The sequence below is a fragment of the Streptomyces sp. NPDC025793 genome (assembly GCF_055558375.1).
The window spans coordinates 225,666-249,461 of the sequence record NZ_JBVHMR010000013.1 but is presented as its reverse complement, the minus strand read 5'-3'; the positions used below and the strand labels follow the sequence as shown (position 1 = coordinate 249,461).

At 72.3% G+C, this 23,796-nt stretch carries 19 protein-coding genes; 11 read left to right on the top strand and 8 right to left on the bottom strand.

The window, feature by feature from the left end; genetic code table 11:
* Positions 1 to 112 precede the first annotated feature (112 nt).
* Positions 113 to 463 carry a DUF488 domain-containing protein gene (locus tag ACZ4MF_RS25180; protein ID WP_467494180.1) on the top strand — a complete coding sequence of 117 codons (351 nt, stop codon included), beginning with the start codon at positions 113 to 115 and terminating at the stop codon, positions 461 to 463.
* A 26-nt stretch (positions 464 to 489) separates the two neighbouring features.
* Here ACZ4MF_RS25180 and ACZ4MF_RS25175 read toward each other — a convergent pair whose 3' ends face one another.
* Both ACZ4MF_RS25175 and ACZ4MF_RS25170 read right to left on the bottom strand, forming a co-directional pair.
* Complete coding sequence (locus ACZ4MF_RS25175; RefSeq protein WP_467494179.1) at positions 490 to 2,163, bottom strand: FAD-binding dehydrogenase; 1,674 nt, start codon at positions 2,161 to 2,163, stop codon at positions 490 to 492.
* Between the two features lie 35 nt (positions 2,164 to 2,198).
* Positions 2,199 to 2,825, bottom strand: a complete 627-nt coding sequence (locus ACZ4MF_RS25170) for a TetR/AcrR family transcriptional regulator (protein ID WP_467494178.1) — start codon at positions 2,823 to 2,825, stop codon at positions 2,199 to 2,201.
* Positions 2,826 to 2,945: 120 nt separating this feature from the next.
* Between ACZ4MF_RS25170 and ACZ4MF_RS25165 the strand changes: the two genes are divergently transcribed.
* The 3 genes from ACZ4MF_RS25165 to ACZ4MF_RS25155 all read left to right on the top strand — a co-directional run bounded on the left by ACZ4MF_RS25165 (position 2,946) and on the right by ACZ4MF_RS25155 (position 5,704).
* The gene (locus tag ACZ4MF_RS25165) at positions 2,946 to 3,575 is read left to right on the top strand and encodes an alpha-ketoglutarate-dependent dioxygenase AlkB (RefSeq protein WP_467494177.1); all 630 of its coding nucleotides are present in this window, start codon (positions 2,946 to 2,948) and stop codon (positions 3,573 to 3,575) included.
* An 85-nt stretch (positions 3,576 to 3,660) separates the two neighbouring features.
* The gene (locus tag ACZ4MF_RS25160) at positions 3,661 to 4,407 is read left to right on the top strand and encodes an MBL fold metallo-hydrolase (RefSeq protein ID WP_467494176.1); all 747 of its coding nucleotides are present in this window, start codon (positions 3,661 to 3,663) and stop codon (positions 4,405 to 4,407) included.
* Positions 4,408 to 4,468: 61 nt separating this feature from the next.
* Complete coding sequence (locus ACZ4MF_RS25155) at positions 4,469 to 5,704, top strand: DUF4032 domain-containing protein (RefSeq protein WP_467494175.1); 1,236 nt, start codon at positions 4,469 to 4,471, stop codon at positions 5,702 to 5,704.
* Between the two features lies 1 nt (position 5,705).
* Here ACZ4MF_RS25155 and ACZ4MF_RS25150 read toward each other — a convergent pair whose 3' ends face one another.
* A complete protein-coding gene (locus tag ACZ4MF_RS25150; RefSeq protein ID WP_467494174.1) occupies positions 5,706 to 6,572 on the bottom strand; it encodes a universal stress protein in 867 nt (288 codons plus the stop codon).
* 245 nt (positions 6,573 to 6,817) lie between these two features.
* On the opposite strand from ACZ4MF_RS25150, the gene ACZ4MF_RS25145 reads away from it, so the two are divergent.
* The 3 genes from ACZ4MF_RS25145 to ACZ4MF_RS25135 are packed head-to-tail and all read left to right on the top strand — an operon-like array spanning position 6,818 to position 10,341.
* A complete protein-coding gene (locus ACZ4MF_RS25145; RefSeq protein ID WP_467494173.1) occupies positions 6,818 to 8,494 on the top strand; it encodes an NAD(P)/FAD-dependent oxidoreductase in 1,677 nt (558 codons plus the stop codon).
* 36 nt (positions 8,495 to 8,530) lie between these two features.
* Positions 8,531 to 9,985: an ATP-binding protein gene (locus tag ACZ4MF_RS25140; RefSeq protein WP_467494172.1), complete on the top strand. Its 1,455-nt coding sequence runs from the start codon at positions 8,531 to 8,533 to the stop codon at positions 9,983 to 9,985.
* Complete coding sequence (locus ACZ4MF_RS25135) at positions 9,982 to 10,341, top strand: UBP-type zinc finger domain-containing protein (RefSeq protein ID WP_467494171.1); 360 nt, start codon at positions 9,982 to 9,984, stop codon at positions 10,339 to 10,341. Before ACZ4MF_RS25140 ends, ACZ4MF_RS25135 begins: the two co-directional genes overlap by 4 nt.
* Before the next feature lie 22 nt (positions 10,342 to 10,363).
* Here the strand turns inward: ACZ4MF_RS25135 and ACZ4MF_RS25130 are convergent, their stop codons facing one another.
* The 5 genes from ACZ4MF_RS25130 to ACZ4MF_RS25110 form a co-directional block, all read right to left on the bottom strand.
* Positions 10,364 to 11,584 carry an SGNH/GDSL hydrolase family protein gene (locus ACZ4MF_RS25130; RefSeq protein WP_467494170.1) on the bottom strand — a complete coding sequence of 407 codons (1,221 nt, stop codon included), beginning with the start codon at positions 11,582 to 11,584 and terminating at the stop codon, positions 10,364 to 10,366.
* Positions 11,581 to 13,932, bottom strand: coding sequence for a glycosyl hydrolase family 95 catalytic domain-containing protein (locus ACZ4MF_RS25125; RefSeq protein WP_467494169.1), 2,352 nt, complete (start codon positions 13,930 to 13,932; stop codon positions 11,581 to 11,583). Before ACZ4MF_RS25125 ends, ACZ4MF_RS25130 begins: the two co-directional genes overlap by 4 nt.
* A gap of 14 nt (positions 13,933 to 13,946) precedes the next feature.
* Complete coding sequence (locus ACZ4MF_RS25120; protein WP_467494168.1) at positions 13,947 to 15,749, bottom strand: alpha-galactosidase D; 1,803 nt, start codon at positions 15,747 to 15,749, stop codon at positions 13,947 to 13,949.
* A 37-nt stretch (positions 15,750 to 15,786) separates the two neighbouring features.
* Positions 15,787 to 16,974 carry an ROK family protein gene (locus ACZ4MF_RS25115; protein ID WP_467494167.1) on the bottom strand — a complete coding sequence of 396 codons (1,188 nt, stop codon included), beginning with the start codon at positions 16,972 to 16,974 and terminating at the stop codon, positions 15,787 to 15,789.
* Between the two features lie 159 nt (positions 16,975 to 17,133).
* Positions 17,134 to 18,912 carry a M4 family metallopeptidase gene (locus ACZ4MF_RS25110; RefSeq protein ID WP_467494166.1) on the bottom strand — a complete coding sequence of 593 codons (1,779 nt, stop codon included), beginning with the start codon at positions 18,910 to 18,912 and terminating at the stop codon, positions 17,134 to 17,136.
* A gap of 309 nt (positions 18,913 to 19,221) precedes the next feature.
* On the opposite strand from ACZ4MF_RS25110, the gene ACZ4MF_RS25105 reads away from it, so the two are divergent.
* From ACZ4MF_RS25105 to ACZ4MF_RS25090, 4 genes are all read left to right on the top strand, one after another.
* Positions 19,222 to 20,406 (top strand): serine hydrolase domain-containing protein, encoded by a 1,185-nt coding sequence (locus tag ACZ4MF_RS25105; RefSeq protein WP_467494165.1) that lies wholly within the window; start codon positions 19,222 to 19,224, stop codon positions 20,404 to 20,406.
* A gap of 85 nt (positions 20,407 to 20,491) precedes the next feature.
* A complete protein-coding gene (locus ACZ4MF_RS25100) occupies positions 20,492 to 21,838 on the top strand; it encodes a CAP domain-containing protein (RefSeq protein ID WP_467494164.1) in 1,347 nt (448 codons plus the stop codon).
* Between the two features lie 56 nt (positions 21,839 to 21,894).
* The gene (locus tag ACZ4MF_RS25095; protein ID WP_467494163.1) at positions 21,895 to 22,572 is read left to right on the top strand and encodes an AIM24 family protein; all 678 of its coding nucleotides are present in this window, start codon (positions 21,895 to 21,897) and stop codon (positions 22,570 to 22,572) included.
* Between the two features lie 182 nt (positions 22,573 to 22,754).
* Entirely contained in the window at positions 22,755 to 23,795 is a 1,041-nt protein-coding gene (locus ACZ4MF_RS25090) for a tetratricopeptide repeat protein (protein ID WP_467494162.1), read from the top strand.
* Position 23,796 lies beyond the last annotated feature (1 nt).

Below are 23,796 nucleotides of genomic sequence, written 5' to 3'. Positions count from 1 at the left end.
CCGGTCCGCGTGATGCGCTCCTTCAGGTCACGTTACGCCGCGTCGCACCGCGTGGCCGCGCTCAGCCGCGGTTAGGCTCGCGGCACCGTCCGCGACCCGAGAGGGGACCGAAGTGAGCGTGCGTGCGCGCCGGATCTACGAAGAGCCCCACCCCGACGACGGCCTGCGGGTGCTGGTGGACCGGCTGTGGCCGCGCGGTGTCTCCAAGGAGGAGGCGCACGTCGACCAGTGGCCGAAGGGGCTCACACCGTCGACCGAACTGCGCAAGTGGTTCCACGGCGGCGGTGGCGGGTTCGAGGAGTTCCGCCACCGCTACGAGGAGGAGCTCAGGGCTCCTGAGGCCGCCGTGCTGCTCGACGGCCTCAGGAAGGCGGTCCACAAGGGCCCGGTGACGCTGCTGACGGCGTCGAAGGAGCCCGCGCACAGCCAGGCCCAGTTGCTGCTGGACCTGCTGAGGCACTGACCCCTCCGGGCCCCTTCGCGTACCCCTCAGCCCGTCTGCCGGGCCGCGTGCCGGCCCGCCGCACGGCCGGAGAACAGGCAGCCGCCGAGGAACGTGCCCTCCAACGCGTTGTAGCCGTGCACCCCGCCGCCGCCGAAGCCGGCCACCTCGCCCGCGGCGTACAGCCCCTCGATCGGGGTGCCGTCGGCGGCCAGGGCGCGGGAGTCGAGGTCGGTCTGGATACCGCCGAGGGTCTTGCGGGTCAGCACGTGCATCCGCACGCCGATGAGGGGCCCGGCGGCCGGGTCGAGGATGCGGTGCGGGGCGGCGACCCGGCCGAGTCGGTCGCCGATGTAGCGGCGGGCGTTGCGGATGCCCTGGACCTGGGAGTCCTTGCTGTAGGGGTTGGCGATCTGGAGGTCGCGGGCCTCGATCTGGCGGCGCACCTCGGCGGCGTCCAGCAGCGGTTTGCCGGTGAGGGAGTTCATCCTGCCGACCAGCTGCTCCAGGTTGCCGGCGGTCACGAAGTCCGCGCCCCGGTCGACGAAGGCCTGCACCGGTCCGGGCGCGCCCTTGCCGAGCAGCCGGTCCTTCAGCACGGCGCCCCGGTCCTTGGCGGTGATGTCCGGGTTCTGCTCGGAGCCGGAGAGCGCGAACTCCTTCTCGATGATCTTCCGGGTGAGGATGAACCAGGAGTGGTCGTACCCGGCGATGTCCTCGGTGGTGCGCAGGTGCTTGAGGGTGCCCAGGGTGTCGTAGCCCGGCAGGCAGGGGTCGGGGAGGCGGCGGCCGAGGGCGTCCAGCCAGATGGAGGACGGGCCGGGCAGGATCCGGATGCCGTGGCCGGGCCAGATCGGGTCCCAGTTCTGCAGGCCCTCGGTGTAGTGCCACATGCGGTCGCGGTTGACGAGGCGGACGCCCGCGCCGGCGCTGATGTCGAGCATGCGGCCGTCGACGTAGGCGGGGACGCCGGTGACCATCTCGGTGGGGGGCGTGCCGAGCCGCTCGGGCCAGTGGCGGCGGACGATGTCGTGGTTCGCGCCGATGCCGCCGGTGGTGACGACGACCGCCTGGGCGGTGAGTTCGAAGTCTCCGGCACGGTCGCGGCTGGAGGCCACTCCGCGCGGCGAGCGGTCCTCGGCGAGCACCGTGCCGCGCACCCCGCGGGCCGTGCCGTCCTCGATGACCAGTTCGTCCACCTGGTGGCGGTGGTAGAAGGTCAGCAGCCCGTCCCGGGCGGCCCGGCGGGCGTGCGTCACGAAGGGCTCGACCACGCCGGTGCCGGTGCCCCAGGCGATGTGGAAGCGGGGCACGGAGTTGCCGTGCCCGTTCGCCCGGAGGTCGCCGCGTTCGGCCCAGCCGACGGTCGGCAGCAGTTCGATGCCGTGGCCCTGGAGCCAGGAGCGCTTCTCGCCGGCCGCGAACTCGACGTAGGCGCGCGCCCAGCGCACCGCCCAGGAGTCCTCGTCGTCGAGCCGGTCGAACTGCGCGCTGCCCTGCCAGTCGTTCCAGGCGAGGTCGAAGGAGTCCTTGATGCCGAGGCGGCGCTGCTCCGGGGAGTCGACGAGGAAGAGCCCGCCGAAGGACCAGAACGCCTGGCCGCCGAGGTTGGCGGCGTTCTCCTGGTCGACCAGGGCCACCCTGCGGCCCCGGCTGGTGAGTTCGTGCGCCGCGACGAGCCCGGCGAGGCCCGCTCCGACGACGATGACGTCCGCGTCCATGGCGACTGTGTCCTTCCTGACGGTGCTGACGGTGCTCAAACGGGGGTGCGGCTGCCGTCGGTCAGCAGCGCGGTGAGCAGCTGCTTCAGCCAGGCCCGCGCGGCCTCGACGTCCTTGTCCAGCAGCAGTTGGGTGGTGACCCCGTCGTACGCGGCGACCACGGCGTGCGCGGCGCTGTCCACGTCGCCGAGCACGGCGGGCAGTTCGGTGTGGCCGCGGGCCCGGAACAGCCGGTCGGCGACGGCCTCCCGCAGGCGTGCGCGGTGGTCGAGGAGGGCCCGGGCGACCTCCGGGTCGCGGGCGGCGTGCACCAGGAAGTCGGTCTTGACCAGCAGCCAGTCCACGTCGAGCAGCAGCACCTCGGTGACCCGGTCCACGGCGGCCGGCACGTCGAGGCCGGGCCCGTCCTGGGCCAGGGCCTCGGCGACCTGGGCCGCGATGAGGTCGGCGCGGTCCCGGTAGAGCGCGAAGAACAGCTCGTCCAGGGTGGCGAAGTTCGAGTAGAAGGCGCCGCGGCTGTACCCGGCGGCCTCGCAGATCTCCTCGATGGAGACGCGGCCGAAGCCCTTGGCGGCGAACACCGTGAAGGCGGCGTCGAGCAGCCGGGCCCGGGTCGCGACGCGGCGCCGGGTGACGCGCCTGGGTGTGTCGCTCGGCGGCATCGATCCTCCATTCGATACGCGAATGTATCCGATACGTCGACGTATCGAAAGACCCGTGGCGACCCGCCACCCTCCCCAAAAAAAGGGAACGCATTTTCGATTACGAGGTACGCTGGACCCATGTCCACGCACCTCCAGGGCTCGCTGTTCGACCAGACCGACGAGCTGCGCCTCGGCCCGCTCGACGGTCTGCGCCGGACCGAGCTCGGCGCCGGCGCCTGGATCGATGTGCTGCCGGGCTGGCTGAGCGGGGCCGACGCCCTGTTCGAGCGGCTCGTGGCGGACGTGCCGTGGCGGGCCGAGCGCCGCACCATGTACGACCACGTGGTGGACGTGCCGCGGCTGCTGGCCTTCTACGCGGCCGGGGAGCCGCTCCCCCACCCCGTGCTGGACGAGGCGCGCGACATCCTGTCCCGGCACTACGCCGCGGAGCTGGGCGAGCCGTTCACGACGGCCGGGCTGTGCTTCTACCGCGACGGCCGGGACAGCGTGGCCTGGCACGGCGACCGGATCGGGCGGGGCGCCCGCGAGGACACGATGGTCGCGATCCTCTCCGTCGGCGTGCCCCGGGATCTTCTGCTGCGGCCCCTCGGCACGGGCGGCGCGACCGTGCGGCGCCCGCTCGGACACGGCGACCTGATCGTGATGGGCGGATCCTGCCAGCGGACGTGGGAGCACTGCGTGCCGAAGAGTACGCGGGCCGCCGGAGCGCGCATCAGCGTCCAGTTCCGGCCGCGCGGCGTGCGCTGACGTGCGCGGCACCCGCCGGTGCGCGACGGCACCCGATCTGGTTGGCTGTCCGGCGACGATCAGCGGCAACCCGGGCGGGGAGACCATGCGGGCAGAAGTACACCAAGTCGCCGACGGTACCTATCTGGTGCACGGCAGCAACGTCAACTGGGTGATCCTCAAGGACGGCGACGCCGTGACCCTGGTGGACACCGGCTATCCCGGGGACCGGCAGGGGGTCCTGGAGTCCCTTGCCGCGGTGGGCAGCTCGCCGGAGGCGGTCGCCGCCGTGCTGATCACCCACGCGCACAACGACCATCTCGGCTCGGCGGAGTACCTGCGCGCCACCCACGGCACCCCGGTCGTCCTGCATCCCGTCGAAGTCCGGCACGCCCGCCGGGAGTTCCTCCAGCAGGCCGCCGTCGGCGACGTGGTCCGCAACATCTGGCGGCCGGGCGTCCTGCCCTGGGCCGTGCACACCCTCCGGGTCGGCGGCATGGAACAGCACCCGGTCACCGCGCCCGAGCCGTTCCCGGCCGACGGCCCGCTGGACCTGCCCGGCCGTCCGGTGCCATTGCACACCCCCGGCCACACCGACGGCCACTGCGTCTACCACCTGCCCGACGCGGGGATCGTCATCTCCGGCGACGCGCTGGTCAGCGGACACGCGATCTCGCGGATCAAGGGCCCGCAGCTGCTGACCGACTTCTTCCACCACGACCGCGCCCAGGCGCTCACCTCCCTGAAGGCGATCGGCGGGCTGGAGGGCGACATCCTGCTGCCGGGGCACGGGCCGGTCCACCGGGGCTCGGTGCGGGCGGCGGCCGAACTGGCGCTGGAGCGGGCTTCCTAGGACCCGTCAGGTCGAGAAAGGGCTTTCCGGAACTTCCGCGCGGGGCTTTAGGGTTCGTGTCATGGCCTTGCAGATCAACGCCACGAACCCGGAGCACCCCGCGCTCCTGCTCGCCCTGCCCTGGGACGTGCCGCTTGAGGAGTGGCCCGAGGAGTACCTCGTGCCGCTCCCGCGGGGCATCTCCCGGCACGTGGTGCGGTACGCGCACGCCGGTGACGAGGTGATCGCGGTCAAGGAGCTGGCCGAGCGGCCCGCGCTGCGCGAGTACGAGCTGCTGCGCGACCTCGACCGGCTCGGCATCCCGGCCGTCGACCCGCTCGCGGTGGTCACCGGCCGGACCGACGGCGCCGGCGAACCGCTGGAGCCGGTCCTGGTCACGCGGCATCTGCGCGGCTCGATGCCGTACCGCTCGATGTTCGAGACGACCATGCGTCCGGCGACCATGCACCGGCTGATGGACGCCCTCGCCGTGCTGCTGGTCCGCCTGCACCTGGCCGGGTTCGCCTGGGGCGACTGCTCGCTGTCCAACACCCTCTTCCGGCGCGACGCGGGCGCCTACGCCGCCTATCTCGTCGACGCCGAGACGGGCGACCTGCATCCCCGGCTGAGCCCCGGGCAGCGGGAGTACGACCTCGACCTGGCCCGGGTGAACATCAGCGGCGAGCTGCTGGACCTGGAGGCGTCCGGCGCGCTGCACCCGTCCGTCGACCCGGTGGAGTTCGGGCACGAGATCTGCACCCGGTACCAGGGGCTGTGGCAGGAGCTGACCCGGACCTCGGTGTACCCGGCGGGCAAGTACCACTACATCGAGCGCCGCATCCGCCGGCTGAACGAGCTGGGCTTCGACGTGGCCGAGATGCAGATCGAGCACTCCTCCAACGGAGACTCGGTCGCCTTCGTGCCGAAGGTCGTGGACGCCGGCCACCATCAGCGCCAGCTGCTGCGGCTGACCGGCCTGGACACCGAGGAGAACCAGGCGCGGCGGCTGCTGGGCGACCTGGAGAGCTGGATGGCCACCCAGGACGACTACGCGCCCGGCGATCCCCTCGCCGCCCGTCCCGAGGTGCTCGCCCACCGCTGGGTGCGGGACGTGTTCCGGCCGACCGTGCGGGCCGTGCCGCCGGACCTGCGCGGCTCGATGGACCCGGCCCAGATCTACCACGAGCTCCTGGAACACCGCTGGTACCTGTCGGAACGCGCACAGCACGACATCGGCCTCGGCACGGCCGTCGCGGACTACATCGAGAACGTCCTGCCCGGGGCGCGGGCGGCCCTGGGGTCCACCGGCCCCGAGTAGCTCAGTCGTGCGGGACTACGGCGACCGGGCACCCGGCGTGGTGCAGCACCCCGTGCGCGACCGACCCGATCCGGGCGCCCACGGCCGTACGGTGCGCGCGCCGGCCGACGACCATCAGCTGGGCCCGGCCGGCCGCCTCCAGCAGCACCTGGCCCGCGCTCCCCATCTCGACCTGCTCGGCCACCGGCACCCCGGGGAACCGCTCCCGCCAGGGCTTCAGCGCCTCGCTCAGGGCCTCCTTCTCGTACGGTTCGAGGCCGCCGGCGTCGTCCAGCAGCTTGAGCGAGCCGGGGCTGTAGGCGAAGACCGGCGGCAGCGTCCACGCCCGCACGGCCCGGACGGTCGCACGGCGCGCCGCCGCCGTCTCGAACGCGAACCGCAGCGCGGCCGCGCTGTCGTCGCCGTCGCCCTGCTGCCCGACCACGACGTCCCGCCCGGCGGCCTCGGCGGCCGGCTCGTCCCCGGCGCGCACGAGCACGACCGGCCTGCTCGCCTCGGCGATCACCTGCCGGCCGACGGAGCCGAGCAGGAACCCGACGACCGGGCCGTGCCCCCGCGAGCCCACCACCAGCATCTCGGCCTCCGACGCCGCCCGGGCCAGCGCGTGCACGGGGTCGCCCTCGACGACGTCGACGGCCGGGTCGAGGCCCCGATGCCGTTCGGCGACGCCCCGCACGGCCTGTGTCACGCCCTCCGACACCCACCCGTGCTGGGTGCTCCGGTCGGCCGTGGCGAGCCGCTCGGTGTAGCGCCACGCGTGTACCACCCGCAGCGGCAGCCCTCGCCGTACCGCCTCGCGGGCGGCCCAGTCCAGTGCGGCCAGGCTCTCCTCGGAACCGTCCACTCCTGCCGTGATCGGGCGTGTCATGCGTGGGCCTCCTCGTCGTCGCGGCGCGTCCCGCGGGGACGATCATCTCGCGGCCGCGCCACGGGCGCGGAAACACGGGTGCCGTCCCGGTGTCGCTCGGGCGCCGGTGGGCCGAGGCGCTCGGCCGGGCCGTTTCCTCGGTATCCCGGGGCGAACCGGGGCGATCGAACATACGATGGCTGGGAACCGGTGCGGCGCTCCCCGGACGCCGGGCCGCGGGAACCGAAGCTCGGGGTGGGAGAGGCATGACACAGGCCGCCGAGACAGCGCGGACCGTCATCCTGACCGTGGACGACGACCCGGGCGTGTCCCGTGCCGTCGCCCGCGATCTGCGGCGGCGCTACGGCGAGTCGTACCGGATCGTACGGGCGGAATCCGGCCAGTCCGCGCTGGAGGCGCTGCGTGAGCTGAAACTGCGCGGCGACCTGGTGGCGGTGATCCTGGCCGACTACCGCATGCCGCAGATGAACGGCATCGAGTTCCTGGAGCTGGCGCTCGACGTGTATCCGGGGGCGCGGCGGGTGCTGCTGACCGCGTACGCGGACACCAACGCGGCGATCGACGCGATCAACGTGGTCGATCTCGACCACTATCTGCTCAAGCCGTGGGATCCGCCGGAGGAGAAGCTCTATCCGGTGCTCGACGACCTGCTGCAGGCCTGGCGGTGCAGCGACTACCGGCCTGTGCCCAGCACCAAGGTGGTCGGGCACCGCTGGTCGGCCCGGTCGTCGGACGTGCGCGAGTTCCTGGCCCGCAACCAGGTGCCGTACCGCTGGTACTCGGTGGACGAGCCGGAGGGGCACCGGCTGCTGGCCGCGGCCGGTCAGGACGGGCAGCGGCTGCCGCTGGTGATCACCCCGGACGGCACCGCCCTGGTCGAGCCGGAGGCCCCCGAGCTGGCGGCGAAGGTGGGCCTGGCGACGACGCCCACGGCCGACTTCTACGACCTCGTCGTGATCGGCGGCGGGCCCGCCGGGCTCGGCGCCGCCGTGTACGGCGCCTCCGAGGGGCTTCGGACCGTGCTGGTGGAGCGGTCGGCGACCGGCGGACAGGCCGGGCAGAGCTCGCGGATCGAGAACTACCTGGGCTTCCCCGACGGGGTCTCCGGCGCCCAGCTCACCGAGCGCGCGCGGCGGCAGGCGGCCCGGTTCGGCGCCGAGATCCTGACCGCGCGGGAGGTGACCGGACTGGAGGTCAACGGCGCCGCCCGCATCGTCCGGTTCGCGGACGGCACGGCGATCGCGGCGCACAGCGTGATCCTTGCGACCGGGGTGCAGTACCGGCAGCTGGACGCCGCCGGCTGCACCGATCTGACCGGCTGCGGGGTCTTCTACGGCTCGGCGCTGACCGAGGCGGCGGCCTGCCAGGGGCAGGACATCTACATCGTCGGCGGCGCCAATTCGGCGGGCCAGGCGGCAATGTACCTGTCCCGGCGCGCGAAGTCGGTGACGCTGCTGGTGCGCGGCCCGGATCTGTCGGCGTCGATGTCGTACTACCTGATCCAGCAGATCAACGAGGCGCCGAACATCTCGGTGCGCCCGCACACGGTCGTGGACGCGGCGCACGGCGCGGACCACCTGGAGCAGGTGACGCTGCGGGACACGGGGACCGGGGAGAGCGAACGGGTCGACGCGCAGTGGTTGTTCGTGTTCATCGGTGCCGCCCCGCTGACGGACTGGCTGGGCGACTCCGTGCTGCGCGACGAGCGCGGGTTCATCCTGGCCGGGCCCGACCTGAGCCCCGACGGGCGTCCGCCGGCCGGCTGGGAGCTGGACCGGCCGCCGTACCACCTGGAGACCAGCGTGCCCGGTGTCTTCGTGGCGGGTGACGCGCGCGCCGAGTCCGCGAAGCGCGTCGCGTCCGCCGTCGGCGAGGGAGCCATGGCCGTGATGCTCGTCCATCGCTATCTCGAACAGTCATGAACGGTCTGAAGCAGTCATGAGCGGTCTGGAGAGGTCATGAGCGGTCGGATCATGCCGTGCAGCCCGAAGGAGATCAGCTCGCTGTTCCTCTTCGAGAAGCTGAGCCCCGAGCAGCTCGGGCGGCTGTGCAGCGACGGGCGGGTGGAGCTGTTCGAACCCGGCCCGGTGTACACCGAGGGCGACGCCGCCACCTGCTTCTTCGTGATGATCGAGGGCACGGTGGTGCTGTCCCGCCGGGTCGGCGGCGACGACGTGGAGGTCACCCGCACCTCCCAGTCCGGGGTGTACGCGGGCGCGATGCAGGCCTACATCGGCGACCGGGTGCGGCAGGTCTACAACAACTCGATGCGGGTGACGGTGCCGACCCGCTTCTTCGTGCTGCCGGCGGACGTCTTCGCGGAGGTCATGAACGACTGGTTCCCGATGGCCGTGCATCTGCTGGAGGGGCTGTTCTTCGGGTCGAAGAGCGCCCAGGCGGCGATCGGGCAGCGGGAGCGGCTGCTGGCGCTCGGCTCGCTGTCGGCGGGGCTCACGCACGAGCTGAACAACCCCGCGGCGGCGGCCGTGCGGGCCACGGCCACGCTGCGCGAGCGGGTCGCGAAGATGCGGCACAAGCTGGCCGTGATCGCCGAAGGCCCCTTCTCCCGCGAGGCGTTGGCGAGCCTCATCGAGGTCCAGGAGCGCACCGCCGAGCGGGTCGCCAAGGCCCCGGTGCTCAGCCCGATGGAGGCCGCCGACCGCGAGGACCTGCTGACCGACTGGCTGGACGACCACGGCATCGGCAACGGCTGGCAGCTGGCGCCGGTCTTCGTGCAGGCCGGGCTCGACGTCGACTGGCTGGAGCAGGTCGCGGCGGCCGTGGACACGGAGATCCTGCCCGGGGCGGTCGGCTGGCTCAACTACACCATCGAGACCGAACTGTTGATGAACGAAATCGAGGACTCCACCACCCGGATCTCGCATCTCGTGGACGCCGCCAAGCAGTACTCCCAGCTGGACCGGGCACCGTACCGGGTGGTCGACGTGCACGAACTCCTCGACAGCACCCTGCTGATGCTCTCCGGCAAGATCGGCGCGGGCATCGAGGTCGTCAAGGAGTACGACCGTACGCTGCCGCCGGTGCCCGCCTATCCGGCGGAGCTCAACCAGGTGTGGACCAACCTGATCGACAACGCGGTCTCCGCCGTCAACAGCGCCGGCGGCACGGGCACGTTGACCGTGCGCACGGCGCTCGACCACGAGCGGCTGCTGGTGGAGTTCCGGGACACCGGGCCGGGCGTGCCGCCGGAGAACAAGGACCGGATCTTCGACCCGTTCTTCACCACGAAACCGGTCGGCGAGGGCACCGGGCTGGGTCTGGACATCTCCTGGCGGATCGTCGTCAACAAGCACCACGGCACGCTGCGCGTCGAGTCGGTGCCCGGCGACACCCGGTTCCAGGTGCTGCTGCCGCTGACCGCCGAGACACCTGACGAGGAGGAGACGGTATGAGCGCGACCGACGGAACCGAGGCGATCGACCCGGCCGTCCCGCCCAGCGGCGCCGGGTGCGTGGAGTGCGAGAAGGCCGGCGGCTGGTGGTTCCATCTGCGCCGGTGCGCGCAGTGCGGGCACATCGGCTGCTGCGACGACTCCCCCGAGAAACACGCCACCGCCCACTACCACGCCACGGGACACCCGGTGATCCGGAGCTTCGAGCCGGGCGAGGAGTGGTTCTGGGACTACGCCAAGGACGAGTTGTACGTCTCGGGCCCCGAACTCGCCCCGCCGGCCAGCCACCCCGCCGACCAGCCGGTACCCGGCCCGGCGGGACGGGTACCGGCGAACTGGGCCGAGACACTGCGCTGAACGGCCGGCGGGCCCGGCGGGTTCAGCGGGCGCAGTTCAGGCGGCCCAGGTCGACGGCGTCGGCCATGGCCTGCATCCCCTTGTCGTTGGGGTGGAGATGGTCGCCGCCGTCGAAGAACGGCAGGATCCGTTCCGGGTCGTAGGGGCTGCGCAGCACCCGGTCGAAGTCGCTGAGGGCGTCGACGTCACGGGTGGTGCGCAGGTACCGGTTGACCTCCTGGCGCACGGTCTCGGCGGCCGCGTCCCATTCGGGCCAGCCCTTGAACGGGCCTACGGTGGCGGCGACGACGCACTTCCCGGCCGCGTGCGCCCGCCGGGCGATCTCCCGGTAGCCGGCGATGAGCCGGGCCGCGGTGACACCGGTGTGCGCCTTGAGGTCGTTCACGCCCTCGAAGAGGAACACGGTGCGCACGCCCGGCAGGGACAGCACGTCCCGGTCCAGCCGGTGCAGGGCGCTCTGGCCGGCTCCGTCCGCGAGGACCTGGTTGCCGGAGATCCCCTCGTTCGCGACACCCTTGAGGTCGGTGCGGGCGGTGTTCAGGCGCCGGGCGAGGTAGTCGGGCCAGCGGCGGTTCCGGTCGGTGGTGGAGTGCCAGCCGTCGGTGATGGAGTCGCCGAGCGCGGCGACGGCCCGTACGGCGGCGCGGGACGGCCGTACGGACACGGCGTCGAGATACCACCAGGAGCCGGTCACCCGTGTCCAGTTGGCGCCGCTCTCCTCGGCGGTGTGGTTGCCCGGCCCTGTGTACGACGTCTGCATCGCCATCCCGTGGCCGGTCGCGGGGCCGGCCGCGTCCGGGGTGTGCAGGCTGACGGCCAGGTCCGTGCCGGGCGGCAGCGTGCCGGGCAGCGGATCGCTCCAGGCGACGGCGCCGGGCGCCACGGTGACCGTGCGGGCGCCGCCGAAGGTCAGCCGCCGGTTGCTGCCGCGGCGCAGGGCGGCGCCGTGGTCGCGCCGACCGGCCCAGACGCTGTCCAGGGTCAGCGGGCGGTCGCCGAAGGCGTTGGTCACACGGACGCGCAGACCGCTTCCGCCGACGCTGGTGTGCACGATCATCCGGTAGCCCTCGTCCGCCGCGCCCTCGCTCATGCGGTCGGCGCTGGCGGCCCAGGTGACGACTCCGGTGGCGCGGGTGACGGACGCGGGCAGCGGGGCGGCGGCCTGGGCGGGCAGGGACTGGCAGACGGCGGCCGTGAGCAGGGCGGCGACGACGCGGCAGCCGCGTCCGATCCTGCCGCTCATCGCGCGAGGTCCCGGAGCGTGACGGACTCGCCGGGCCGTACGCGGACGGTCCGGGACGTGCCTGCGTACCCCACGGAGGTCATCGTCCCGCCGACGCTGCGGATGCGCACCTCGGTGGGTCTGCCCTCCCGCCAGGCGAGGTCGACGACGAACCCGCCGCGGGCCCCCGCCCCGGTCACCGACCCGGCCGCCGCCCAGGCGTCCGGCAGGGCGGGGAGCAGTTCGAGGTGTCCCGGGCGGGAGTACAGCAGCATCTCGGCGACGGCGGCCGCGGTGCCGAAGTTGGCGTCGATCTGGAAGATGCCCCGGCCCTGGGAGACCTCGTAGACGTCGAAGAGGTTGGGGGCGGTGCCGTTGCCGCCGTTCTCGGAGGGGCGCAGGTTGGTGACGACGAGTTGGTAGGCGTTCGCGGCGTTCTTCAGCCGGGCCCAGCACAGGGCCCGCCAGGCGTTGGCCCAGCCGAAGCTGTTCATGCCGCGCGCGGTGAGCAGGGCGGTGGCACCGGCGACGATCTCGGCGGGGGTGGAGCCGTCGGGCCGGATGCGGTCGCCGGGGAAGAGGCCGATCAGCGGGGACAGATGCCGGTGCGTGGTCTCGCCGAGGTTGTCCGGGGACATCCACTCCTCCAGCCACCCGGTCTTCGGGCTCACCACCGGCAGGTACAGCCGCTCGCGCAGGCCGCCTATGGTGGCCGCGTAGTCGGCGTCGCGTCCCAACCGGGCGGCGGCTTGCCGGTAGTTGCCGAACAGCGCCCACACCAGTTCCTGTGCGTAGGTGATGCCCTTGGCGTCGAGCGGTCCCTGTTCCGGGGACCAGTCGCTGTCGGCGATCAGGACCTCCCGGCCGGTGCCGGGCAGGGTGGTGGGGAGCAGCCGGGCCTCCCAGAACTCGCAGGCGCCCTTCAACAGCGGGTAGATCTTCGCCAGATGGGTGCGGGAGCCGGTGAACTCGTAGTGCTCGAACAGGGTGTTGGCCAGCCAGGCGTTCCCGGCCGGGTGCCACCACCAGCCGCCCCCGCCATGGGGGTTGGTGGAGATGGCCAGAGTCCAGCCGGCGCTTCTTCCGCTGGAGTTGCGGTAGCGGTTGCGCGGATCGTCGAACAGGCGCCGGGTGAGGTCGGTCCAGGACGGGAGCTGGGCGAGACAGTAGTCGGTGAGGGCGTCGAAGCACGGGGCGAGGCCCGCCCGGTCGGCCATCCAGTAGTTCATCTGGAGGTTGATGTCGGTGTGGTAGTCGCCCATCCAGTCGGGGTCGTTGCCGTCGAGCCAGAGTCCCTGGAGGCCGAGCGGCAGGCTGCCCCGGGAGCCGGAGATCATCAGATACCGGCCGAACTGGACGTAGGCCGCCTCCAGTTCGGGATCCGGTTCGCCGTCCCGGGCGCGGGCCCGGATCCGCTCCCAGGTGTCGAGTGCGCGCTGCTCGGCGGTCGAGGTGCCGAGCAAGAGGCCGAACCGGTCGAAGAGGGCACGGTGGTCGGCGGTGTGCGTGCGCAGCAGGGTGCCGGCGGAGTGACGGGCGGCGGCGCGCACCTTGGTGCGGGCCAGCGTCAGGGGGTCGAGGGACGGGGCGCGGTAGTGGGAAGCGGGGTCGGGCGCGTAGTTCGTGCCGCCGCTGAGGACCACGGTCAGCTCCCGGCAGCCGGAGAAGGCGATGCGGGAGCCGTCGACGCGGACGCTGCCGCCGCTGCCGCGGGCGGCGACGGCGGCGCCGTACTTCAGCCCGTTGGGGAACGCCCCGGCGAAGGAGTCGGCCGCTCCCCCGGTCTCTCCGTGGGTGCCGTCGAGGGTGAGGGTGCCGGTGTACTGTCCGCCGCCGCTCTGGGTGAAGTGCAGGACGAGGACGTCGTCGGGGCGGCTGGCGAACAGCTGCCGCCGGTAGGTGACTCCGGCGCGGACGTACGACGTCGTCACCACGCCCTGGGCGAGGTCGAGGGTGCGGCGGTAGCCGGAGACGGCGGACAGGTCGTGGTCCGGCAGGTCGACGGTGAGCCGGGCGAGGAGCGTGAGGGAGCCGAAGTCGTCGCGGCCGTAGGGGAACTGGCCGTCGGAGTCGAGGGTGTCGTTGCGGCCGCCGGTCCACATCGTGGCGTCGGTGACGAGCAGCAGTTCCCGGCCGGGGTCGTTGGTCGCGAGTGCGCCGAGCCGGCCGTTGCCGACGGGCAGGCCCTGGGTGATCAGCGACGTCTCGTCGGCCGGCGCCTGCCACCAGAGCTGGTGCCGGGGATCCGGCACAGGCCCCTCGGCAGGGCGCTGCGGCGCGGCGGTGGCGGTGAAGGCGGGCAGCGTGACGAGCGCTCCGGTGGCGGCTGCGAGGGCGAGGAAGCCGCGTCTGCTGGGTGGGGTGTCCATGGCGGGCTCCGATCTCACTGGCGCGGGGATACGGGGACGTCGATGCGGTCGATGTCCGGTGCGTAGTCCGAACCGCTGTCGAACGTCACGGTGTTGGCGCCTGCTTTGAGGGTGAGGGGGACGCTCACGGTCTCGACGGTGCTCCAGTCGCCGGTCGAGGGGAAGCGATGGGACACCGCGGCACCGGAGTTGGCCGAGATGTTGACCGACCGGGCGTCCCCGCTGACGTACGCGACCTTGACGAGATACGTGCCGGGTCGGTCCACGACGATGTCGTTGAAGCGGAGGGCGCCGCCGAGGTAGAGGTTGCCGACCTTCTTGCCGCCGGAGCAGGCGGAGCAGTCGGCGACGGAGGCGTTGCCGGTCAGGGTGTTGGCGGCGGACTCGGCCTCGCGCCCGGTGGTCCTCACCGCGCCGCCGTGCGCGGTGACGGTGAACAGGCGGGAGCCATGGGCGGGCAGCGCCTCGGTGATCCTGTTCTTGTACGAGCCCAGGTTCTCGTGGTTCCACAGGTCCCGTACGGCCGCCCTGCCGGTGAAGCCGAGGGCCGAGAAGTCGGCGGTGACGGCGGCGGGGCGGTCGGCGAGGTTGAACAGGGCGACGGTGTAGGTGCCGTCGGGGTTCTTCGCGGACCAGACCTGCTGCGGGTCGGAGGGCGTGACCGGCCGGGCGGGCGGGGTGTCGCCCTGGTCGACGGCGATGACCTCGCGGTTGGTGAGGAGCTTGACGCCGTAGTCGTCCAGCTTGGTGAGGTCGTCGCCGGTGTAGAGGGGGGACTTGGCGATGGCCCACAGCGTGGCGTAGCTCTGCCGCTCGGCCTTGGTCAGGCCGTCCATGGCGCCGTTGCCGACGTCGAGGGAGTCGAGGTCGTTCCAGCCGCCGGGGCCCGCGTGCCGCGTCCAGCCGGGGGCGTCGTCGAAGCGGTCGTCGACGGAGTTCTCCCAGGTGACGAGGGTGTTGCAGTAGCACTCGACATCGGTGTCGATGCGCCAGCCGTTGGAGTACTTCTTCCAGTCGGCGGCGTGGCCGATGTCCAGGGACCAGGAGAGCTCCAGATGGACGGGGCGGCCGGTGGCGGCCAAGGCCTGCTGCCAGGCGGCCACGTCGGCGACGTTGTCGTAGTTGTCCCCGCTCTTGAAGGAGCCGGGGCCGACGCCGTCGAGCTTGAGGAAGTCGTAGCCCCAGGAGGTCAGCAACTGGGCTTGTGAGTCTATGTACTTCTGGGCGCAGGGCTTGGCCAGGTCGAGTTTGTAGGCGCTGTCCCAGCCGTTGGTCGTGCGCAGGTCGTCGTAGACGACGTCGGCGGTGGTGCAGCCGTCGGCGTGCCAGACGGGCACCTTGCCGTCGCCGTAGGCCTCCTTCTCCAGGCCGACGGGCAGATAGATCCCGGCTTTCAGGCCGAGCGCGTGGATGCGGTCGGCGACGGTCTTCATGCCGTGCGGGAAGCGGACCGGGTCGGCCCGCTGGCGTGCGTAGCCGTCGTACTCGGGCTTCCAGCTGTCGTCCCGCCACCAGCCTGAGTCGATGTCGACGTACTCGTAGCCGTACGGCTTCAGCTTGCCGGCCAGGGCGCCGGCCTGCTTCAGGACGTTGGCCTCGGTGAGGTAGCTGTAGTCGCCGTACGGGTTGAGGCCGGGGTACTTGGAGGACTGCATGCTCCAACTGGACCAGCCCATATAGGGCTTGGCCGCCGTGACCGGCTCGGGCGCCGCGTGCGCGGTGGCCGGGACGGCGGTCGCGAGGCCCGCGGTGAGGGCCAGGACGACGGCGGCTCTGAGCCCGCGGGCGGGCAGGACGGAGTACGAGGGTGACCGCATGGGCCGTACCTCCAGGGTGGGTTCGGGTCGGGGCGGTTCAGCCCCTTCCGGTGCCGGGGGTCTGCGTGATGAAGGACTGGATCGCGGCGGCCGCGGCGCCGCGCGCCCACTCCTCGAAGGGCAGCGGGCGGGTCAGGACGTCGCACCGGGCGGCGGAGCCGAAGGCGGCCGTGGTGAACGCCCGGCGGATCTGGTCCGCGAAGAGGTCGTAGGCGGCGAGCCCCTCGCCGGAGATGATCACGCGCTCGGGGCCGAGCAGGTTGGCCACGGTGGCGATGCCCCGGCCGATGGCGTCCCCGGCGCGCTCGTACACCTCCCTGGCACCGGGCACGCCTTCGTGCGCGAGCGCGACCGCCTGTGCGCTGCCAGCGATATGACGGTCCGTCACCTCACGCATGCGGGCGACGATCGCGGACTCGCCCGCGATCGCCTCGACACAGCCGCGGTTTCCGCAGTGGCACTCGGGTCCGGCCGGGTCCACGACGACGTGGCCGATCTCCCCGGCCACGCCATGGGCGCCGGCGACCACCCGCCCGTGCACGACGAGCCCGCAGCCGATGCCGGCGCCGACGGTCACGAGGGCGAAGTCCGCGAGCCCGGCGCCGGCGCCGAACCACTGCTCGGCGACGGTGAGCGCGCGCACGTCGTGGTCGACGGTGACCGGCAGTCCGGTGGTGGTCGCGGCGAGTTCAGCGAGCGGCACGTCCCGCCAGTCCAGGAACGGCGAGTAGCGTACGACGCCCTCGGCCCGGTCGACGTCGCCGGAGACGGCGATGCCGAGCCCGGCCACCGGCGCGTCCGACTCGGCCGCGTGCGCGAGGAGTTCCTGGACGAGGTCCGCGATCGAGGTCAGCACGGATCCGGGCGCCCGGTCGGGCAGGGGGCGGCGGCGGGCGACGCGGATGCGGCAGCACAGGTCCGTGAGGACCGCGATCAGCTCGCCGCCGGTGACCTTCACCCCGAGGAACAGGGCCCGTTCGCCGTTGACCCGGACCAGGGTCGCGGGGCGGCCGGGGGTGGGCCGGGCCTCGCCGTCGGCGTCTTCGGCGAGGTATCCGGCGGCCAGCAGGGGGCGTACGGCCTTGGTGACGGCGGCCGCGGACAGCCCGGCCCGGCGGCCCGCCTCCAGCCGGGTCAGCGGGCCGTGGGACAGCACCGCCGTGAAGACCTGTGCGGCGGCCGGCGTGTGGGCGGGGAACGTCTCGGCGTGCGGGGTCGAGCGCATGGCCGGGAACCTAGGGCCGTTATTTTCCGCTGTCAATAAAAGAAACAGGGGCTGTTACGGAGGCAGTTGGGGCAGTCGCGGGCGACTGCCGGCAGCCGCGCGGCCCGGACCTGCGGATGCCCCGCACGAGGCGGGGCATCCGTAGGCACTTCGGCCGCGTCAGTGACGGGCGGCCGGGGTGTTGGCGGCGGTGACGTTGACCGCGGCCCACGCCTTGTCCACCGTCTTGTACTCGGTGCTGTTCGCGCCGTACAGGTCCTTGGCCGCCTTCAGCGTCGCGACGCGCGCGCTGTGGAAGTCGGTCGTGGAGACCATGTAGCGGGTCAGCGCACGGTAGAAGATGGCGGTGGCCTTGGCGCGGCCGATGCCCTTGACCGTGGAGTGGTTGGAGGTCGGCGAGTCGTAGGCGACACCGTTGATCGTCTTCTTGCCGCTGCCCTCGGCGAGGAGGTAGTAGGCGTGCGAGGAGACACCGGAGCCGGCGTGCACCTCGGTGTAGTAGGTGTCCGGCGACCAGGAGTCGATCGTGCCCTCGAGCTTGTCGAGCGAGGGGTGGTCCAGGCGGCGCAGGAACTTCTGCGCGAGGCCCAGCTTCTCGCCGATGAGGTAGTCCGGCGTGTCGTTCTTGTTGTTGGCGTAGAACTCGACGTTCGAGCCGAAGATGTCCGCGAGGGACTCGTTCAGCGCGCCGGGCTCGCCGTACTGGTTGCCGTCGGAGTCGACGTAGGTCGGCTCCAGCTTGGCGGTCGCGTCGACGACGCCGTGGGTCAGCTCGTGGCCGGTGACGTCGAGGACGACGAGCGGCTTCTTGAAGGTCTTGCCGTCGCCGTCGCCGTACAGCATGCAGTTGCAGGTCGGGTCCCAGAAGGCGTTGGCGACCTTGCTGCCCCAGTGGACCATGCCCTGGGCGGCCTTGCTGTTGTCGGCTATGCCCTTGCGGCCGAAGGTGGACCGGTAGAAGTCCAGCGTCTTCGTGATGCCGTACTGGGCGTCCGCGGCGGCGCTGGCCCGGTTGCTCGTCGTACCGTTGCCCCACACGTCGGTGGTGCTGGTGAACGGCGCGCCCGCGCTGAACTTCTCGGTGGTCGAGCCCTTGGCGTCGCGCGTCTCGGTGCCGTACCGGGTCGGATCCTTGAGCAGGTAGTGACCCTTGGAGGTGGCCGTGGTGGTCAGGCCGACGCTGCCCACGAAGAGGGTCTTGCCGGTGCCCTTGCCCGCCGTGGGGTAGGGGGCGACGCCGGAGGCGGCCAGGGCGGAGTCGGACGCGGCGGCGGTGCCGGTGGCCGGGTCCAGCGTCTGGCCTTGCTTGCGCAGGTCGGCGAGCAGCTTCGGGGACAGGAACTCGTCGCTGTCGGGGGTGTTGCTGCGCACCTTGCCGGTGACGGCGTCGACGACGACCGTGTTGGTGCCCTGCTGGTCGGTCACCGTCACCTGGTAGGCGAGGGCGGAGGCGCCGGCGCGGGCGTCGACCACGAGCTGGGCGCTGCCCGCGTCGCCGTGGGCGGCCTGGGCGGCCTTGGCGGCGGCCTGCTCCGCGGTCAGCTCGGCCCGGGTGGTCGCCGGCGTGACGGCGTGGGCGGCCGCGCGGGTCACGCCCGTGTAGGCCAGCTTGGCGTCGAGGTGGACGACGAGGTCGCCGCCGAGCACCGGCATGCCGTTGTGGGTGCGCTCGAAGCGGACGTGCCGCGCGCCCTCGGGGTCGATCATCACGTCCTGGGCGTGCAGTTCGTCGCCCTGCGCGACGCCGGTCGCAATGGCGTGGGCGAAGGCCGCGGTCTGCGCCGCCTTCACCACCGCCGCCGAGGTGTTCGTGCCGGCGGACGCGGCGGACCGCTCCACCCCCGTGTCGGGGCCCGCGAAAGCCGTACCGGCCAGGCCCGTGGCAGCGGTCGTCACCGCGATGGCGACGGCGACGCTGCGTATGTGCGGTCTACGCACTGATCAGGGTTCCTTCGTTCGAAGGCGGCCGGGATCGCCAACCGCCTTGCGGCGTGGCACGGTTCGGCGCCACGGGGGCCGGACCGGCCCCGAGGGGTAACCCTTACGGATCAGTCATGTGCACGTAAAGACGGAATGATCGATTTCTCTATATTCCATGACAATCCTTTACGAACATGCGCCACAGAGTGATCACAAGATGACCAACTGTGTGTCGGCTGTGGAGACGGCTCCCCAATCCCCTAGGTTCCAGGGCCGGAATGTGATCGATGTCGCATCACATGTCGTACGGAGGGAAGTGGGTGCCGGATGGTCTCAGCAACGGTGGGGCGGGGCGCGGTCCTCGGTGTGGTCGCGCTCTCGCTCCTCGCGGTTCCGGCGCGGGCCGCGACGGCGGAGCCGGACACCCCGGCGCGAGCGGCGGCGCTCCCGGCGCCCGACACCGCGGGCGTGGCCGCGGCGCTGCGGTCGGCGGTGGACGCGGGCGCGCCGGGCGCCATGGCGCGGATCGACGACCACGGCAAGGCGTACGGCCTGACGCGCGGCCTCGCCGACCGGAGCACCCGGCGGACCCTGAGCGCCGACGACCGGTTCCGCATCGGCAGCGTCACCAAGACCTTCTCGGCCGTGGTCCTGCTCCAGCTCGTCGACGAACACCGGCTGTCGCTCGACGCGCCGGTCAACCGCTATCTGCCGAAGCTGCTGCCGGACGACCGGATCACCGTCCGCCATCTGCTGAGCCACCGCAGCGGCCTGTACGACTACACCAACGACATGTTCGCGGACAGCGAGTCCGGCTTCGAGGCGGTGCGGAACAAGGTCTTCACCTACCGCCAGCTGGTCGCCCTCTCCCTGAAGAAGCCCCGCACCAACGCGCCCGGCGCCGCGTACGCGTACTCCAACACCAACTTCGTCGTCGCCGGGATGCTCATCGAGAAGATCACGGGGCACTCCGTGCGGACGGCGTACGAGGACCGCATCTTCAAGCCGCTCAAGCTGCGCGACACGTTCTACGTCCACCCGAGGACCACGATCCCGGGCCGCTACGCCCGCGGCTACCTCACCCCCGGCCGGGCCGGCGCCCCGCTGGTCGACGCCACCGAACAGACGGTGTCGTGGGCGCAGAGCGCGGGCGCGATCATCTCCACCACGCGGGACCTCGACACGTTCTACTCCGCCCTGCTGCGCGGCGCGTTGCTGTCCCCCGCACGGCTCGGCGAGATGGAGAGGTTCAGCCGGGTCGACAGCACGACGGCGTACGGGCTGGGGCTGCGCAGGCGCTCACTGCCGTGCGGCGTGTCCGTGTACGGACACACCGGGATCGTGCAGGGGTACTACACCTACGCCTTCGCCACGAAGGACGGCTCGCGCAGTCTCGCGGCCGTCGCCAACACGTCGAACAACGGGAAGGTGCAGGAGGCGATGGGGGCGGTGCTGGATGCGGCGTTCTGCGGGAAGACCGCGAAGACGACCGAGAGGAGCAGGAAGAAGTAGGAGGCAGGAGTAAGAAGCGGGAAGGAGCTGGGGGCCCGTCCGGGATGCGGGAACCTCCTCGTGGGCGCGCGGCGTTCTCCCGGGCATGACGTCCGAGTTGGTTCCCGGCGGGAATCTGGTCCTGCCCGACGGTCCGGTCCGGCTTCGGGTGGCCGGTGCGTTCGATGTGTCCGCGCTGGTCACCGGTGCCGACGGGAAGGTCGGGTCCGACGCGGACCTCGTGTTCTACAACCAGCCGCAGGCGCCTGGGGTTCGGCTGCTCGGTGACACCCTGACCGTCGAGCCGGGGCGGCTGCGCGGCGGTGCGTGCCGGGTCACCGTCGTCGTCAGCGCGGCCGAACCCGGTACGGCGCTCGGCCGCCTGCCCGCTCCACGGCTCGACGTCAGCGACGGCACCGGGCGGACGGTGGCCCGGTTCGCGCCGCCCCGCCCCGGACCGGAGACCGTACTACTGCTCGCCGAGTTGTATCCGCGGGCCGGCACCGGCTGGAAGCTGCGGGCGATCGGGCAGGGGTACACGGACGGGCTGGCCGGGCTCGCCCGGGACTTCGGGGTGGACGTCACCGATGACGGCGGGCACGGCGGCACCGGCACCGGCACCGAGGCGGCCGTACCCGCGCCGCGCTCGCCCGGTCCCCGCCCCGCCGCGGTCTCCGTCTCCCCCGCCGACGACCGCTTCCTCCAGTTGGTCAACTCGGCCCGCGCACAGGCCGGTTCGCCCCACGTGGCCCTCGATCCACGGCTCCTCACCGCCGCGCGCTCGCACGCCCGGGCCATGGCGGAGGCCGGGCGGCTCGGGGCCGAGGGGCGGGACGGGGTGTCCGTGCACCAGCGGATCACCGGCGCCGGGTACGCGTACATCGGCGTCGGCGAGCACCTGGTCTCCGGGCCGCGTTCACCGACGGAGTTCGTGGAGTACTGCCTGGGGTCCGAGCAGGCTCGGCGGACGCTCCTCGATCCCCGGTTCCGGCATGCCGCCCTCGCCCACACCGATGCCGGCGACCGGTACTGGACGGCGCTCTGGGCCGCTCCGCTGACGCCGGACGCGCTGTCCCGTACGGCGGCCGAGGTGCTCGCGCTCACCAATGCCGAGCGGGGCCGGGCCGGGTTGCCGCCGCTGGCCGTCGATCCGCTGCTCACGGCGGCCGCGCAGGCGCACTGCGCGGACATGATCGCCCGCGACTTCTACGACCACGTCTGTCCCGACGGCACCCGCCCCTGGGACCGGGCCGCCGCCGCGGGCTCCCGGCTGCGCACGATCGGCGAGAACATCGCCTGCGGCCAGCGCTCGCCCGCCGAGGTCGTGGAGGGGTGGATGAACAGCCCCGGGCATCGCGCCAACATCCTCAAGCGGGACTTCGCTCACCTGGGCATCGGATTCGCGGGCGGCGGGCGGGCGGGTACCTACTGGGCCCAGTTGTTCGGTGGCTGACCGGGCACTTTCCGTCATCTTGGCGGAATGATGGCTTCCGGGACACGATGCCCGGCATGAAGGGTGACCTCTTTTCCAGTGAGCGCGTGGTGCAGCCCGCCGCGCAGCCGGGCATGTCCGTCGAGAACGCCAAGTGCGTCCGGTACACGGTGAACGGCGAGATGTACGCCCGCCAGGGCGCGATGGTCGCCTACCGGGGCGACCTGAGGTTCGAGCGCAAGGGCCAGGGCGTGGGCGGCATGCTGAAGCGCGCGGTCACCGGTGAGGGGCTGCCGCTCATGGCGGTGCGCGGGCAGGGCGAGGCCTGGTTCGCGCACGAGGCGCAGAACTGCTTCATCGTCGAGATCGAGCCGGGCGACCGGTTCACCGTCAACGGGCGCAACGTGCTGTGCTTCGACCCCTCGCTGTCGTACGAGATCAAGACGGTGAAGGGGTCCGGCATCGCCGGCGGCGGGCTGTTCAACAGCGTGTTCGCCGGGCAGGGCCGGCTCGGGCTTGTCTGCGAGGGCAATCCGCTGGTCATCCCGGTTTCCGCGCAGTCCCCGGTGTTCGTCGACACGGACGCGGTGGTCGGCTGGACCGCCCACCTGGAGACCTCGCTGCACCGCTCCCAGTCCATCGGCTCGATGCTCCGCGGCGGTTCGGGCGAAGCCGTGCAGCTGATGCTCCGGGGCGAGGGCTTCGTCGTGGTGCGGCCGAGCGAGGCGACCCCGCAGAAGACACAGCAACACTGAACCTTCACAACGTGATCCGCGTCGCACGGGCAACCCCCGCCGCCGTACCCGCGTCTTGATCGACAACAGACCGATGGCGCCCCGGCCTCCGGGCCGGGGCTCTCTTCCCAACCCCTATGCACGGGATGTATACCCGGGGGTTATACACGGAGTGTATACACGCCGTGTGTAGAAAGGTGCGTATGTACGGCAAGGCTTTCGCCCCGGAGTACCAGGGCGCCCTGACCTCCCTTTCCGTGAACTCCTCGCTGGTCGACGTGCTGGCCGAGGGCACCGAGCGGCTGCGCGCGGCCGAGCGGTCCGGGCAGCCCGCCGAGGCGGCCCGCTGCGGGCTGGCCGTCGCCGAGGCACAGCGACGGCTCGGCCGGATCGAGGACGCCGACCGGACCTGGAAGGCGAGCTACCGCGCCGCACGCGAGGCCGGCGACACCGGCGCGATGGCCTGGGCGCTGTGGAGCGGCGGCACCCTCGCGCGCCAGCGCGGGGCGTTCCCGCTCGCCTGGCGGCTGCTCGGGCTCGCGGCCGAACTCGGCGAGCGCGGCGGGGACATCGTGGTCCGTGGCTACTCGCTGGCGGGCCTCGCGGAGACCGGCCGCATCCAGGGCGACTACGACGCGGTGGGCCGGCTGCACGAACAACTGCTGGCCGAGGCCCGCAAGCGCGGGGAGGCCCGGCACACGGTGTGGGCGCTGGAGGGCATCGCGCAGATGCACCGCAACACCGGCGACCACGACCGGGCGTACGCGCTGTTCGAGGAGGCGGCGGAGATAGCCGAGCGGGCCGAGGACCGGCGCGGGCACGCGTGGGCGCTGCGCGGCCTGGCCGACATCCTCTCGGTCCGCGACCAGGACACCGAGCGGGCACTGGAGCTGCTGTCCCGCGCGGAGGCCGGGTGCCGGGCGATGAACCTGTCCTCCGCGCTCGCCTACAACCACAAGATGCGCGGCAACGTCCTGTACCGCGCCGGTCGTTACACCGAGGCCCGGGACCTGTACGAGCTGGCGCTGGAGGAGTTCCGCGCGATGAGCGAACCCCGCGGCGAGGCGCTGGCCCGGCTGGGCCTGGCCAAGTCGCTGGCCCGGCTCGGCCGGGACCACGCCGAGACGGCGGCCGAACTCGCCGACCTGGCCCGGACGTTGGAGCGCAGCGGACTCAAGCACGCGCGGGAGATGGTGGCCCGGGCGCAGCAGGAGTTCCGCCTCGACGCGGCGGCCGTACGGTGAG

Coding starts and splice junctions, on each gene's coding strand:
- ACZ4MF_RS25175 (WP_467494179.1), bottom strand. CDS start 2,163: ATGGACGCGGACGTCATCGTCGTCGGAGCGGGCCTCGCCGGGCTCGTC.
- ACZ4MF_RS25170 (WP_467494178.1), bottom strand. CDS start 2,825: ATGCCGCCGAGCGACACACCCAGGCGCGTCACCCGGCGCCGCGTCGCG.
- ACZ4MF_RS25165 (WP_467494177.1), top strand. CDS start 2,946: ATGTCCACGCACCTCCAGGGCTCGCTGTTCGACCAGACCGACGAGCTG.
- ACZ4MF_RS25160 (WP_467494176.1), top strand. CDS start 3,661: ATGCGGGCAGAAGTACACCAAGTCGCCGACGGTACCTATCTGGTGCAC.
- ACZ4MF_RS25155 (WP_467494175.1), top strand. CDS start 4,469: ATGGCCTTGCAGATCAACGCCACGAACCCGGAGCACCCCGCGCTCCTG.
- ACZ4MF_RS25150 (WP_467494174.1), bottom strand. CDS start 6,572: ATGACACGCCCGATCACGGCAGGAGTGGACGGTTCCGAGGAGAGCCTG.
- ACZ4MF_RS25145 (WP_467494173.1), top strand. CDS start 6,818: ATGACACAGGCCGCCGAGACAGCGCGGACCGTCATCCTGACCGTGGAC.
- ACZ4MF_RS25140 (WP_467494172.1), top strand. CDS start 8,531: ATGAGCGGTCGGATCATGCCGTGCAGCCCGAAGGAGATCAGCTCGCTG.
- ACZ4MF_RS25135 (WP_467494171.1), top strand. CDS start 9,982: ATGAGCGCGACCGACGGAACCGAGGCGATCGACCCGGCCGTCCCGCCC.
- ACZ4MF_RS25130 (WP_467494170.1), bottom strand. CDS start 11,584: ATGAGCGGCAGGATCGGACGCGGCTGCCGCGTCGTCGCCGCCCTGCTC.
- ACZ4MF_RS25125 (WP_467494169.1), bottom strand. CDS start 13,932: ATGGACACCCCACCCAGCAGACGCGGCTTCCTCGCCCTCGCAGCCGCC.
- ACZ4MF_RS25120 (WP_467494168.1), bottom strand. CDS start 15,749: ATGCGGTCACCCTCGTACTCCGTCCTGCCCGCCCGCGGGCTCAGAGCC.
- ACZ4MF_RS25115 (WP_467494167.1), bottom strand. CDS start 16,974: ATGCGCTCGACCCCGCACGCCGAGACGTTCCCCGCCCACACGCCGGCC.
- ACZ4MF_RS25105 (WP_467494165.1), top strand. CDS start 19,222: ATGGTCTCAGCAACGGTGGGGCGGGGCGCGGTCCTCGGTGTGGTCGCG.
- ACZ4MF_RS25100 (WP_467494164.1), top strand. CDS start 20,492: ATGACGTCCGAGTTGGTTCCCGGCGGGAATCTGGTCCTGCCCGACGGT.
- ACZ4MF_RS25095 (WP_467494163.1), top strand. CDS start 21,895: ATGAAGGGTGACCTCTTTTCCAGTGAGCGCGTGGTGCAGCCCGCCGCG.
- ACZ4MF_RS25090 (WP_467494162.1), top strand. CDS start 22,755: ATGTACGGCAAGGCTTTCGCCCCGGAGTACCAGGGCGCCCTGACCTCC.